Below are 13418 nucleotides of genomic sequence, written 5' to 3'. Positions count from 1 at the left end.
GGCGTTGTATGTTTCGGAGAAACCGTGGAAGTATCTGATATAAATAGTCTATGTTTGAGCCTTACTGATGCAACAGTAGCAGAAAGAGGTGAGCCTTCGAACGTACTTACATATAAAGTGCGGGCTCGAAACTTTGCTTACTTTAAAACAAGCGAACCAGAACGTTGGCGTTTTAGTATCCGTGTATCCCCTGAAAGGTTTTTGGAACTAACGGATCAACCAGGTGTAAAACCTGCTCGCTACATGCATCGGTTTCATTGGATTACAATTGTCAACGTTAGCGAATTTGATCCAGCGTATTTAACAGAGTTAGTTGGTTGGTCTTATCGTAAGGCTTGTTCAACATTAAGTAAAAAAGCACAACGTGAGTTAAACATAAAACAAGAAAATTAACAGGACTATGCTCTTCCCCCTGTTTAGTCATCAGTTGGATAGGTTTCCTCTAGATTCATAATTTAACCAACTGTTTTTGTTCGATTAAGTGGGTGTTGTACTTCAATCAGGTTATTGGGGATATCGGAAATATTGGCAATATGGAAATAAACAAAGATACTGATCTTATGGCCTTACATCGAGTAATCGTTGAAGCTAAATTTACTGCGAATAATATGGCCATATATTGCATGTTTAATTACAAGACTGACAAATTATAATTGGCTTTTCATTAGTGCCTTAATTATTGTAGCCAACGGCAATTTACTGCTTTAAACAGCGTTAAGTCACAAGGAGGTACAGTGGAAAGTTTAAAAAAATATCCCATCTCGCTTCATGAGATATATAAAGCTAAAAAGGTTGTTTCAGCTTATATAAATCGGTCACCTCTGATTAAGTATGATGGTTTATCCAAGCTGCTTGGTTGTGAGGTGTATGTGAAGCATGAGAATCAAAATATAACCGGCAGTTTTAAAATCAGAGGAGGCATAAACATTATGTCACACCTCAAAAAAGCTAACGTGAACGGGGTTGTTACTTTCTCTACAGGTAATCATGGTTTATCTGTTGCCACTTCAGCGAAGATGTTTGGCATTCCTGCAATTGTCGTAGTGCCTGTCGGATCTAATCCTGTGAAAATTAAATTAATTAAAAATGCAGGTGCTGACGTGATTGAGTCAGGTGAAAATTTTGACGAAGCGGCTAAAGTTGTAACTGAAATTAACCAAACTAGAGGTTATTACTACGTTCATCCAGCAAACGAGCCACTTGTAGTAAATGGTGTTGGTACAGAGTTTCTCGAAATAATCGAAGATATTCCAGATATTGATGCTGTGATTTTACCGTTAGGTGGTGGTAGCGAAGTGGCATCAGCGGTTACTGTACTAAAATCAATATCTCCTCGAATCAGTATCTATGCTGTCCAAGCAGAATTATCTTCGGCAGCTTATCAATCATGGTCTAGCAAGGAAATTGTCGCAAGCTCAAATCAAACTTTTGCAGGTGGTTTTGCCACAGGTACAGCCTACGAAACTACTTTTAATATTTATCGTGATAAATTAGATGACTTTGTTCTCTTATCAGAGCAAGAAATTTTGCAAGGTATAGCCTTAGCTGCTCACCATACCAAGAATTTAGTGGAAGGCGCGGGGAGTTCAACAATTATGGCAGCATGGAAGTTAAGAAAGCAGTTAGCGGGTAAGAAGATTGTACTTCAGTTTAGCGGCTCAAATGCATCACCTGATGAGTTAGAAAAGGCTTGTGAATTATCTGGTTTTCGGGATGGAAAAGTAACTTAACATTTAAGAGTGAATCGTAACGCTTGTCGTTTTCGCTTCTCTCAAAGTCTAGACAAGCGCCACGTACATCTTAATGCAGCGTTAAACAACAGCTGCAGCTTAATACCTTTGCACGTGTTGAATATTGCCAAAGTTACTGTTCAAACTCTTCTTTCACTTGCTGTAGCAGGAGTTTTTGATGTTCTTTGGTGATGCCAATATTCATTCGGCATAACCTAATGGCATAGGCAAACTTGTCTTTGCCAACAATGGTTAATAATTCGCTTAATAGATGTTTGTTAAGCATTAACGTATCGCAATAATGGTTTATTGCTTTAGTGAGGGAGTTAAAGGTTAAGCCATCAAATTCAAATTGACCGCTGTAGCCTTGTTCGATATCCACTGCATTGAGTACTAATGGCCAACCTTTTGCGTTAATACGGCCTTTAGCTATGTTGTACATCATCCATGCACTTTCTTTAAAGCCTGAAAGAATACGACAATCAAAGCCTGACTCTTCTAGTTCTTCTTCAGTCCAGTTAATCCCGATGGCTAAATCTTTATGGTAAATCTTCATTAGCTCATCTTTTACGCCGTCGCGGCAATCCCAAATCGATGTTAGCGGATTCTTTTTCGCTAAGCGGGCACATTCACTGCAAGCGGGAACCGTCAGGGAAGGGTGCGGTGTACTCGGTTTAGCGTAAAAACTAAAAACGTCATTAGACGGTTCAGCACAAAACCAACATTGATGGCGTAAATCAAAAGGGATTTCAACTAAAGGCGGTAAATGGTTCACAGCAGACCTATTGGTAGAAGAGGTTCAATAAAAAAGCTGCTGAAATTCGTTATATTTCACGAATGTTCTAGCAGCTTTATGTAGTAGCAACTATATGCTGTAGCAGTTATATTGTCGTAACTTGATGAGCAGCGATTATTCGGCTTCTACGTCAACTAATTCTTTTGCTAGTACGATTGGGTCAACTTCAATACATTCTTGATCAGCAATCCAGTCTAATCCGACTAATACGCCGTCTTCGTTTAAATCGCCAACCCAGTATTCTAAAAATTCATTTAGGCTAATTTTAACTGCTTTGTACTCAGCCCACTCTTCAGTGCAATGGCTTGATGCTGCAGATTCTGTTGACCATAAAGGCATAACATCAGTTTCTTCGAATTCAGAAGAGTCACATACAACCCAACCTTCGCCCGTTTCATCCGCTAAGCCCCATAGGACTTGATGTTCTTTAACGTTCTCAATAAAGCTTGCAACAGCAGGGGTTTGTTCAATCATGATTAGTCTCTTTGATGAATTCAATTAACGGGTCGATTATACGGTAACTCTAAACAATACAAAACACTATTACGCGAATGTGACAATATCAATTTCAAGATGAACTGAAATTAACCAGATAAACACAAAATTTCAATATTTAAGACTTAAAGGCTCTTGTTTCCTGAATCGCTATCAGTCACGATGTGAACAGTCATTATTTGTAGAAGTATTCATTTATGGTGCGTTTTAAATTTTCTCCTGTTTTTAAGTCAGTGATTTTACTTTCGAGTTGCTTTGTTAGTCTTCAATCTACCGCAGCGCCTGACAATTTTGCTCAATGTGTTGACAACCTTAAAGTCAAAGCACGCAGTGAAGGTTTGTCTGAACAAACCATTAATACCAGCGTCGCAAACCTTAAATTTATTCCTCGGGTTATAGAACTTGATAATCAGCAACCTGAATTTAGTCAAACTTTTGGTAATTATTTTAATAAACGCGTGACAGATTGGCGCGTTAAAGAAGGCCGACGCTTACTTGCTGAAAATCGCGAGTTGCTTAACGAGTTAACTAAAAGGTACGGCGTACCTGGCCAATATATTATTTCGTTCTGGGGATTAGAAACCAACTTTGGTGGCTATAAAGGCAAAATGTCGGTGCTCAACTCTTTAGCGACATTGGCGTGTGACCCAAGACGCAGTGACTATTTCACCAATGAGTTAATGCAAGCATTAAAGCTGAAAGAAAAGTATAACTTTGATGATGCCACTATGGTGGGGTCATGGGCTGGCGCAATGGGGCACACCCAGTTTATGCCAACCAATTACGCTAAGTATGCGGTTGATGGCGACGGCGATGGCAAAGTCGATTTATGGAATAGCACTGCTGATGCGCTAACTTCAGCGGCTAATTTTTTACAACAACTTGGCTGGAAAGCCAATGAACGTTGGGGACGTGAAGTTAGCTTACCTGAAAACTACGACTATCAATATTTAGGCCGTAAACACCCTCAACCGTTAACTCAGTGGGCTGAGCTTAATATTACTCAAACTAGCGGTAAAGCGTTATCAACACCTGATATGACAGCATCTTTGTATGTGCCATCTGGTCACACTGGGCCTGCATTTTTAGGTTACGACAATTTTGATGTCATTATGCGCTGGAATCGTTCAGAGTTTTACGCCATTGCTGTCGGCCATTTAGCTGACCGAATTAATGGCGCTGCGCCGCTTGCAATCAGTGCGCCTGAGCATGGCATGTTTAATCGCAGTGACATTAAAGTCATGCAAGCAAAGCTTAATGAATTAGGCTTTGATGTCGGTAAACCTGACGGCGTGTTAGGGCGTAACTCCATTGCAGGTGTACAAGCATTTCAGCGCAGTAAAAACTTGATCGCCGACGGTTTCCCTGATGAAAAAACCTTTGAAGCACTCGGTATGACGTTGAGTCAATAAGCTTTAAAGTGAGTGATGACATCATAGTAGGGATAAGAGAGTGTCATTTCCTTTTGCTCATCACTCAGTATTAGCAGAACGTAATTAGGTTCTGCTTTTTGCTGGCAGCTTGGTAATCGATTTGTTAAGCTGCGGCAATGATAGAAATCGAAGTAAATTAAGGACATTCGATGACAGCTCAAGATAATATGGTTGTACGTTTCAACTACACACTTCGCGATGAGAAAGGCGAAGTGATTGAAACTAACGAAGGCGGATCGCCAATTGCTTACTTACATGGTCATGACAACATGATGCCAGGTATTGAAGATGCAATAACAGGTAAAGAAGCTGGGGCTAAATTCAGTGTAACGCCTCCTGCAGCAGACACTTATGGCGAACGTATGGAAGTGGCTGAGCAGCGCGTTTCAGTAAAACATTTGCAAGGTGCTAAAGTCTGGAAAGCGGGTATGCCAGCTATTGTTAATACCGAACAAGGTCAACGCCAAGTGACAGTGGTTAAAGTTGGTAAGTTCATGGCAACTATCGATACTAACCATCCTTTATCAGGGCGTGAACTGACTTTTGATATTGAAGTGGTTGATGTTCGTGAAGCAACTGATGAAGAAATCGCACACGGCCATTCACATGGTGAAGGCGGTCATCAGCACTAATATTGATTAACATCAATTGTTAAGTGTGAATAGTTTAGTGCTATAAGCTTTGTTTAATCCCAAGTGAACCTCACTTGGGATTTTTGTTTTCAGTTTGGCTAAATCGGAAATGTATTGATGATTATTGAATTTTCACAAGGCAAGTTAGTCGTGACACCATTTGAAGTGCAATGCCGCCTTAACGTGAATAGTATTGTCTTAACTGCAATGGTGGATGATATGAAGTGTATTGCAGATAGATTATTACTGATTGCAGATGCTGGTGCGGTTCGCTGGAGTTTGCAGTTGGATAATAATCAACAGTTTTATGAAGTGATTGAAATTCTGGGTATCGCACCAGAGTAAAGTCTCTGCTGGTGCGATATCCATGCTCAATCATTTATTGCTCACAAGCCACAAGCCACAAGCCACAAGCCACAAGCCACAAGCCACAAGCCACAAGCCACAAGCCATAACCGATAACTCATGCTGATGAGTAAAAGAATCCCCCCTAAAATCGAGTTTCTAAAGTTCTGAGCGATTGTGTGGACGCATGTAATCGATAATCGGCCCTTCTGGTACTACTTGAGTTGGATTAATGTGCTGATGGCTAAAGTAATAATGCTGTTTTATGTGCTCAAAATTTACGGTGTCGGCAATCCCTGGTTGTTGATATAAGTCTCGTAAATATCCCGACAGGTTTGGATAAGATTCAATCGTACGTAAGTTGGTTTTAAAATGTCCCACATACACGCAGTCAAAACGGATAAGCGTTGTAAATAATCGCCAATCAGCTTCAGTGATTTGATTACCCAGTAAATACCTTTTGTTAGCCAATATAGCTTCTAAGGTACCAAGTGTGTCAAATAATGGCATTACAGCTTCTTCATAGGCTTTTTGAGTGGTAGCAAAGCCTGAGCGGTAAACCCCGTTATTGATGTAGGGGTAAATAAGCTCGTTTAAAGAATCTATTTCTGATTGAAGTTCTAACGGATAGTAGTCTTCTGTATTACCAGTTACTTTATTAAACGCTGAGTTAAACATTCTAATGATTTCTGAAGACTCATTACTCACAATGGTATTTTGCTGCTTATCCCATAAAACAGGCACCGTCACTCGGCCGCTATAATCGGGCTTTGCTTGCAGATATACCTGATACATAAAGTCTTTATTAAACAGTTCATCAACTTGAGCACCATCAATAGCATGAGCATCTGTTGATTGATTAGGGCCTTTAAATTCCCAACCGTTTGCAAGCATATGTGGCTCAACCACAGTGACACCAATATGCGCGGTTAATTGTTTTAGCTGCCTAAATATCAAGGTTCGATGAGCCCAGGGGCAGGCTAATGATACATATAAATGATAGCGGCCAGACTCTGCTTTAAAGCCAGCACTTCCAGATAATCCGGCGCAGCCATCAGGCGTGATCCAGTTGCGAAGCTGCGCATCTTCTCGTTGAAATTTACCGCCATTTTCTTTGGTGGCATACCATTGGTCGACCCATTGTCCGTTTTGTAACAATCCCATTCCCACACCTATGACTTCAGAATAAAAATTAAGTGTAGATTACTAATTTATCGAAAATAAGCGGATTAAATTGTCATTAATTTTCTATTTTTTCGATATTTTATGGCGTGTAAAACTGGGTCTATATCAAATCGGCTGAAAGTCAAACTGTGATCCCGGCCTTGTTGAGCAGTAATTTAAAGGGGTGTTTTACTAAAAAGATAATCAGGCAAAGCACTGTTTTGCACAAAGTCATTTTAAATTAACAGATTATCACCCTTATCTTTTTATTGATTCCATTTTCGATATAACGAATAAGTAGCGTAAAAAACATTGTTTATAAATGGTTTGTAATCAGTAGTGTAACTTATTGTTGTTATTGGGTTAAATATCACAAACTGTAATTAAAGTGACATAAAAACAGTCCAGTGTTTGCTACGATTCGGCGCAGAGCTGGGTAGCTCGTAAATATAAAAATATATTGATTAGGGGTTAGATCATGAAAAACACGTTATACAAAGGACTCGTTGCAACAGCTGTACTTGCAGCCTTATCAGGTTGTAGCAGTGACGATGATAAAGACCAAACAGCATGTGAAGCTGCGGGTGATGCTTGTACTAGCTTTACCGTTATTCATACCAATGATAACCACGGTCGCTTTTGGGAAAACAGCGACGGTGAGTATGGCATGGCTGCACGTAAAACGGTTATTGACCAAATCCGCGCAGAAGTTGAAGGTCGTGGCGACGAAACAATTCTTTTATCAGGCGGTGATATCAACACGGGTGTACCAGAATCTGATATGCAAGAAGCGATTCCTGACTTTGTTGGCATGAACTTACTTGGCTATGACGCAATGGCTGTCGGTAACCATGAGTTTGATAACCCTTTAAGCACGCTAGATATGCAATCTACATTGGCTAACTTCCCAATGCTTGCTGCAAATATCTACGACAAAAATGCTGAAGAACGTTACTTTGAGCCATACCGTGTATTCGAAATTAACGGTCTTAAAGTGGCGATCATTGGTTTCACTACAGTAGATACTCCTAAAATCGTTAACCCTGAAAACGTTGAAAACTTAGAGTTTACAGATCCTCAAGTTGAGCTACCAAAAGTATTAGCTGAAATCGAAGCTAACGAAGAAGTGGATATGGTATTTGCTGTCACGCATATGGGTCACTATGCTGATGGCAACCACGGCACTGAAGCACCTGGCGATGTTATGTTGGCTCGCTCAGTTGAAGAAGGTCAATTACACGCGATTATTGGTGGTCATTCACAAAATCCAGTGTGCATGGAAGGCGATGATTACGCAGACTTTGCCCCAGGTGAAGAATGTAAACCAGATCAACAAAACGGCACTTATATCATGCAAGCCCACGAATGGGGCAAGTATGTTGGCCGTGCTGACTTTGAATACATGGATGGTGAGTTGACACTTGCGAACTACTCGCTAATTCCTATCAATTTAAAAGAAAAAGATGACAACGGTGATTTAGTTTTCATTACTGAAGAAATTGAAAAGAATCAAACCGTGTATGACATGCTTAAGCCTTACCAAGAACGTGGCCAAGAGCTACTTGATGTGGTTATCTCGTACACAGATGGCAAGTTAGAAGGTGACCGTGAGGTTGTTCGTGTTGAGCAAACTAACCTAGGTAATTTATTAACAACTGCATATTCTGAGTTTGTTACTAATAACTTCAACGTGACGGCTGATTTCGGTGTGATGAACTCAGGTGGTGTGCGTGCATCTATTGCTGAAGGTGATATCTCTTACCGTGACGTGTTAACTGTTCAACCTTTCGGAAACTTCGTTGCTTACGTCACAATGACAGGGGCTGAAGTTGAAGACTATCTTGCTAATATTGCAGTTAAAACTGGTGGTGGTTACCCACAACTAAATGATGTTGCAATGGATGTTAATTGTGATGCAGGCACTGTTGATATTGCTAGCTTAGGTGGCCGTTCGTTTGATGTTGCTGAAAACTACACTTTCTCAGTGATCCACTTTAGCGCTGCTGGTGGCGATGATTACCCAGTCATCAATACACATGAAAACTACATTGATACTCAGTTAACTGATGCTGCTGTATTCCGTGAGTATTTCGTAGCGAATCCAGAAATCTCAGCTGAAGATTACGCGCCTGTAGAAGGGCAATTAAACTTCTACCGTAATGGTTCAGAAGTTAAGAGTTGTGCTCAATAATTCAATTTGAGTAACACTGTTAATCAAAAAAGGTAGCTTAGGCTACCTTTTTTATTATCTGAAAGGACAGAATTCTATTGATAGGTTAACGAGTTAAACTCTTTCAGTTAAGATAGCGGCAATAAATAATAAAGGATTAGATTATGCCGTCTGCAAGCACAGCACTTGAACGTATTACTATTGAACCGACCACAGCTGTAACCGCATGTGTTATCTGGCTTCATGGCCTTGGTGACTCTGGAGCAGGCTTTGCCCCTGTAGTGCCATTATTAGGCTTGCCACAAAATCACAGTATTCGTTTTGTATTTCCTCACGCGCCAGAACAAGCGGTGACCATTAATGGTGGCTATATCATGCGTTCTTGGTATGACATTAAAAGTATGGATTTACATGATCGTGCTGACATTAATGGCGTACTCGCATCAGAAACAGCCGTAAAAGCGTTGATTAATGAGCAAATAGAAGCAGGTATTGTCGCTGAAAACATTATTCTGGCAGGGTTTAGTCAAGGCGGTGTCATGAGCTTATTTAGTGGCTTACGTTTTGAGCACAAACTTGCTGGCATTATGGCGTTATCGTGTTATTTACCTGCCGGCGAAAGCTTACCTGATGATTTACACTCAGCAAATGCACAAACAGAATTATTGCAACATCATGGTGAGCAAGATGAAGTCGTGCCACTATTTGCCGGAAAAATGGCTTTTGATGCACTCACTAAAGCGGGCTATACATCGACTTGGAAAACCTATCCAATGCCTCATAGTGTTATTCCTGAGCAGTTAACTGAAATTGGTGCATGGATTTCGTCTAAATTGATGCGCTAATTGTTTTGTAAATAGCATAATAACTCGAGCTTAGACGATATATGCTCGGTTAAATAACCATCATAAAATAAAAGGCTTAGGGTGAAAGTTTAATAAACTTACACCCTAAGCCTTTTTTGTTTATACATTATCACTATCATTAAAAAACTCTTGTTTTTTAATGAGGACAATTGCTGCAAAATTATTGAATAAACTCTTGTTCTATAAGGTTTTGAATTCAAAAAAATGACATATAATGCTGGTATTTTGTTAAGATGGCCACTCATTTTTGTGACACAGTTTTATTGCGTATTGATTGAATTTGTCTACGCCCTGTTAAAAACGGATAGAATAATGATAAGAAAAATTCCGCACACAAAACGATTAACACAGAGCCTTAGTTTAGTTGTCGCTTGTGTCAGTTTGTTCAGTTTAAGTGGCTGCGAGCAACGCCCAACCTGTGAAGATAACAATTGCACAAAGTTTACCGTATTACATACCAATGATAACCACGGCCGTTTTTGGCAAAATAAAGCGGGTGAAGCTGGTATGGCTGCTCGCTTTACTGTGATTGATAATATCCGTAAACAGGTGACTGCAGAAGGGGGCCATACATTGGTACTTTCTGGCGGTGACATCAATACAGGCGTACCAGAGTCAGATTTACAAAAAGCAGTACCAGACTTTATTGGTATGAATATGATTGGTTATGATGCGATGGCAGTCGGTAACCACGAATTTGATAACCCATTGTCTGTTTTGGATGAGCAAGCTGAACTAGCAAACTTCCCAATGCTTGCCGCGAATATTTATCGTAAAGACACCAATGAGCGTTATTTTGAGCCTTATAAAGTGTTTAACCTCGGTAACATCAATATTGCTGTTGTGGGGTTAACCACCGACGATACGCCAAAGTTAACGAATCCGCTTCATACCGAATCTTTAATCTTTACTAACCCTATTGAAGAAATGCAAAAGCTGTTACCGCAAATTAATGCTGACGACAGTATTGATTTAGTGTTTGCGGCAACACATATGGGCCATTATCAAAATGGTGAATTTGGCAGTAATGCCCCTGGTGATGTCACTATGGCAAGAGCTCTAAACGAGGGTGATCTTGATGCTATTATTGGCGGCCATTCGCAAAACCCCGTGTGTATGAGTGGGCGTAAAAGTGAGTATGATACGCGTTTTATGCCTGGCGATTCGTGTCGTCCTGACAAGCAAAATGGAACTTACATTATGCAAGCTCATGAGTGGGGGCGATATGTAGGTCGTGCAGACTTTGAGTACGTGAATGACAAGTTGTATTTAGTCGATTATCAATTAATCCCAATTAACTTAAAGCGTATGGCATTTGGTAAAAAACTAGCGTGGCCAGTTGCTGAGCCTATCGAGCGTAATGCAGATGTTGAAGCGGCGCTTAAGCCTTATCAAGATAAAGGCAGCGCAGAGCTTGATGTCATAATTGGTAAAGTGGATGGCTTACTGCAAGGCGATCGTAAAGTGGTTCGCGCGCAGCAAACCAATTTAGGGCGCTTAATTGCGAAAGTACACAGTGAAAAAGTGCGTGCTGATTTTGGCATTATGAACTCAGGTGGCGTTAGAGCATCAATTCAAGCCGGAGATGTGGCATACCGTGATGTATTAACCGTTCAGCCATTTTCAAATACGATTGGTTTTGCTGAAATGTCTGGTGAGAAGTTAGTTAAGTATTTATCTAAAGTGGCGACTAATACTCGGACCAGTGGCGCTTACGCGCAGTTTTATGGCATTGATATGACGGTGATGTGCCGCGATCAGCAGGTTGAAATACACACAATTAATAATCAGCCTTTTGACATTAATGAAAACTATACTTTCTCAATACCAAGCTTTAGCGCAGCAGGTGGTGATAACTATCCCAAGATTAATATTCTAGAAGCGGGCTATGTTGATGCGATTGAACTGTATGACTACATTAAACAGCATGAGCAGATAAATATTGCTGACTATGCGCCAAATGGAGAGCTTAAATTCAAGCAATCTAAGAGTAGTTTAGGCTGTAGTATCTATTAATTTTTAAAGCTTAGTTTGAATAAATTAGTGTAGAAAACTGAAAGGCAATCGCAAGGTTGCCTTTTTTGTTGCCATTTTTATAAAATTTATTTTTAGCATAAGCCACTGTATTTGTTGTGTTATAAAAAATAAATTCAAAATAAATAAAAATAATTTCCGATATTTACTTGAAAACAAAAATATCGTTCTCATATCTAGTTATAAGTTAGGCACGCTCAATAGAGGTACTAACTTCCATTACGCCGTAAGGGTAATGACAAACGCCAATAATGGCATATTTATTTTCACATATTGCTTTAGACAAGGGTATGAACATGCGCAAATTTAACTTAACTCCAGATTTAACTCCACTTTACCGCAGTGCAATCGGTTTCGATCGTTTAGCTAAAATGGCTGAGCACGCTGCAGTGCAAAATGGTAACACTGGTTACCCTCCATACAACATCGAATTACTGGGTGAGAATCGTTACAGCATTACTATGGCAGTTGCAGGTTTCACCATGGACGAACTTGATATCACCAGCGAAGGCGACAAGTTATTAGTCAAAGGCAGCAAAGTTGCAGCCGTAAACGATGAGCGTAAATACTTACACCAAGGTATTGCTGAACGCGGATTTGAACGTACTTTCCAATTAGCTGATCACGTAAATGTCGTGGGAGCAGGCTTAGAAAATGGCCTATTAAATATTGAATTAGTGCGTGAAATTCCTGAAGCATTGAAAGCGCGTAAGATTAAAATTAACGGCGCTAACGTAAACAATACCATCGAAAGCTAACCTTTCGACGCTATCTCTTACTCATTGCAACGAGAGGTTGATGAAGAGAGATAGCAAACCTTGTAAGACATTGTTTCATCCGTGCTATTTAATTCCCCTATGCACTCATCATGCATTTTAAGTAGCACAAGTTTCACATCTTCCCTGATTATTTTGCCCAACGAGAATCTATTTCCTTGTTGGGCTTTTTAGTAAATGAAATTAATATCAAGAATATTTATAAATTGATAATTACCGGTAACTACTTTTTCAGTATTGATACAAATTATTCAAATTGGGGATTTGGGGTACTAACTTTGTCTTCGTAAAATTTCTGTATATCATCTTCAGCTTTTATGTGACGTTTACTACTATAGTTTTTTAAAGAAGTTAAAGCGACCACAATATTACCTTGTTGATGCATTTCGAGTATGTCTCTAAGCGCTGTTCTTAATGAATACTTATTGATATCTAAATCCTTACTTTTCAGAATCAATACTTTTCCTGTTAATCTATTTCCCTCCATTGTGGTTACGATTAAATCAACAGTATTTTCTGAAAGGACAGTTTCATTAAAACTGCTTCTTACCCCTGTCACTAATGTTGCAACTCCAGAAAGAATATTTGCGGTACTGCCACCTGTAGCTAGACTTGCCGTTCCTGTTAATAACAGAGAGTACGTATCAACAGAAAAGTCAAAAGCTTTTTTAGAAGTATAAACAATAGTTTTGTACTCATTAAAACTATAGTCAGAAAGAATAATGAGTTCATCTATCATGTCATTTCTAAATACCATTTTTTCTGTTTCATCTAATTGTTCAAAATCATCTAATATTTTTTTATTTAACCACTCTTCTTGGTGGTTATCTTTATTGTTTGGTTCACTTGTATTAACGAAATATTTATTTGAGATAGCTTGTGCTTGAGAACTAGAAATTAAACTATTGTAACTATATGTTTCTTTGGTTTGACTCTTTAAAAAGCTTGAACAACCTGTAATACTAATTAGTATTAGA

Annotated in this window: 13 protein-coding genes; 9 read left to right on the top strand and 4 right to left on the bottom strand. The window is 39.4% G+C overall.

The window, feature by feature from the left end:
- Window positions 1-24: 24 nt before the first annotated feature.
- Together BCU84_RS09940 and BCU84_RS09935 are read left to right on the top strand one after the other, a co-directional pair.
- Window positions 25-393, top strand: coding sequence for an MmcQ/YjbR family DNA-binding protein (locus BCU84_RS09940; protein WP_198589558.1), 369 nt, complete (start codon window positions 25-27; stop codon window positions 391-393).
- A 341-nt stretch (window positions 394-734) separates the two neighbouring features.
- Complete coding sequence (locus BCU84_RS09935; RefSeq protein WP_102527940.1) at window positions 735-1730, top strand: threonine/serine dehydratase; 996 nt, start codon at window positions 735-737, stop codon at window positions 1728-1730.
- 133 nt (window positions 1731-1863) lie between these two features.
- Here BCU84_RS09935 and BCU84_RS09930 read toward each other — a convergent pair whose 3' ends face one another.
- A complete protein-coding gene (locus BCU84_RS09930) occupies window positions 1864-2505 on the bottom strand; it encodes a hypothetical protein (RefSeq protein ID WP_102527939.1) in 642 nt (213 codons plus the stop codon).
- Window positions 2506-2640: 135 nt separating this feature from the next.
- Window positions 2641-3000 carry a DUF2750 domain-containing protein gene (locus BCU84_RS09925; RefSeq protein ID WP_102527938.1) on the bottom strand — a complete coding sequence of 120 codons (360 nt, stop codon included), beginning with the start codon at window positions 2998-3000 and terminating at the stop codon, window positions 2641-2643.
- 218 nt (window positions 3001-3218) lie between these two features.
- Between BCU84_RS09925 and BCU84_RS09920 the strand changes: the two genes are divergently transcribed.
- The 3 genes from BCU84_RS09920 to BCU84_RS09910 all read left to right on the top strand — a co-directional run bounded on the left by BCU84_RS09920 (window position 3219) and on the right by BCU84_RS09910 (window position 5431).
- Window positions 3219-4433, top strand: coding sequence for a lytic murein transglycosylase (locus BCU84_RS09920; RefSeq protein ID WP_102527937.1), 1215 nt, complete (start codon window positions 3219-3221; stop codon window positions 4431-4433).
- A gap of 170 nt (window positions 4434-4603) precedes the next feature.
- On the top strand, window positions 4604-5086 hold the full coding sequence (locus BCU84_RS09915; protein ID WP_102527936.1) for a peptidylprolyl isomerase: 483 nt from the start codon (window positions 4604-4606) through the stop codon (window positions 5084-5086).
- A gap of 117 nt (window positions 5087-5203) precedes the next feature.
- A complete protein-coding gene (locus BCU84_RS09910; protein ID WP_102527935.1) occupies window positions 5204-5431 on the top strand; it encodes a DUF3389 family protein in 228 nt (75 codons plus the stop codon).
- A gap of 159 nt (window positions 5432-5590) precedes the next feature.
- Here the strand turns inward: BCU84_RS09910 and BCU84_RS09905 are convergent, their stop codons facing one another.
- Window positions 5591-6595: a glutathione S-transferase family protein gene (locus BCU84_RS09905; RefSeq protein ID WP_102527934.1), complete on the bottom strand. Its 1005-nt coding sequence runs from the start codon at window positions 6593-6595 to the stop codon at window positions 5591-5593.
- A 478-nt stretch (window positions 6596-7073) separates the two neighbouring features.
- Here BCU84_RS09905 and ushA (BCU84_RS09900) point away from each other — a divergent pair, with 478 nt between their 5' ends.
- The 4 genes from ushA (BCU84_RS09900) to BCU84_RS09885 all read left to right on the top strand — a co-directional run bounded on the left by ushA (BCU84_RS09900) (window position 7074) and on the right by BCU84_RS09885 (window position 12423).
- Complete coding sequence (ushA, locus tag BCU84_RS09900; protein WP_102527933.1) at window positions 7074-8786, top strand: bifunctional UDP-sugar hydrolase/5'-nucleotidase UshA; 1713 nt, start codon at window positions 7074-7076, stop codon at window positions 8784-8786.
- Window positions 8787-8929: 143 nt separating this feature from the next.
- On the top strand, window positions 8930-9610 hold the full coding sequence (locus BCU84_RS09895) for a carboxylesterase (RefSeq protein ID WP_102527932.1): 681 nt from the start codon (window positions 8930-8932) through the stop codon (window positions 9608-9610).
- A 333-nt stretch (window positions 9611-9943) separates the two neighbouring features.
- Window positions 9944-11647 (top strand): bifunctional UDP-sugar hydrolase/5'-nucleotidase UshA, encoded by a 1704-nt coding sequence (gene ushA / locus BCU84_RS09890; protein WP_102527931.1) that lies wholly within the window; start codon window positions 9944-9946, stop codon window positions 11645-11647.
- Window positions 11648-11961: 314 nt separating this feature from the next.
- The gene (locus tag BCU84_RS09885) at window positions 11962-12423 is read left to right on the top strand and encodes an Hsp20 family protein (RefSeq protein WP_102527971.1); all 462 of its coding nucleotides are present in this window, start codon (window positions 11962-11964) and stop codon (window positions 12421-12423) included.
- Window positions 12424-12688: 265 nt separating this feature from the next.
- Here BCU84_RS09885 and BCU84_RS20720 read toward each other — a convergent pair.
- On the bottom strand, window positions 12689-13418 hold a 730-nt coding region (locus BCU84_RS20720), incomplete at its 5' end, for a hypothetical protein (protein ID WP_157936215.1).

It is taken from the genome of Shewanella sp. 10N.286.51.B7 (assembly GCF_002873615.1).
Taxonomy (GTDB): domain Bacteria; phylum Pseudomonadota; class Gammaproteobacteria; order Enterobacterales; family Shewanellaceae; genus Shewanella; species Shewanella electrodiphila.
The sequence above is the reverse complement of the archived record's forward strand: the minus strand, read 5'-3'. Positions and strand labels throughout refer to the sequence as shown.

Bases quoted from the DNA above. Each gene is read 5' to 3' on its own strand.
- BCU84_RS09885 (WP_102527971.1), top strand. From the start codon at position 11,962: ATGCGCAAATTTAACTTAACTCCAGATTTAACTCCACTTTACCGCAGT.
- BCU84_RS09895 (WP_102527932.1), top strand. From the start codon at position 8,930: ATGCCGTCTGCAAGCACAGCACTTGAACGTATTACTATTGAACCGACC.
- BCU84_RS09910 (WP_102527935.1), top strand. From the start codon at position 5,204: ATGATTATTGAATTTTCACAAGGCAAGTTAGTCGTGACACCATTTGAA.
- BCU84_RS09905 (WP_102527934.1), bottom strand. From the start codon at position 6,595: ATGGGATTGTTACAAAACGGACAATGGGTCGACCAATGGTATGCCACC.
- ushA (WP_102527931.1), top strand. From the start codon at position 9,944: ATGATAAGAAAAATTCCGCACACAAAACGATTAACACAGAGCCTTAGT.
- BCU84_RS09925 (WP_102527938.1), bottom strand. From the start codon at position 3,000: ATGATTGAACAAACCCCTGCTGTTGCAAGCTTTATTGAGAACGTTAAA.
- ushA (WP_102527933.1), top strand. From the start codon at position 7,074: ATGAAAAACACGTTATACAAAGGACTCGTTGCAACAGCTGTACTTGCA.
- BCU84_RS09915 (WP_102527936.1), top strand. From the start codon at position 4,604: ATGACAGCTCAAGATAATATGGTTGTACGTTTCAACTACACACTTCGC.
- BCU84_RS09920 (WP_102527937.1), top strand. From the start codon at position 3,219: ATGGTGCGTTTTAAATTTTCTCCTGTTTTTAAGTCAGTGATTTTACTT.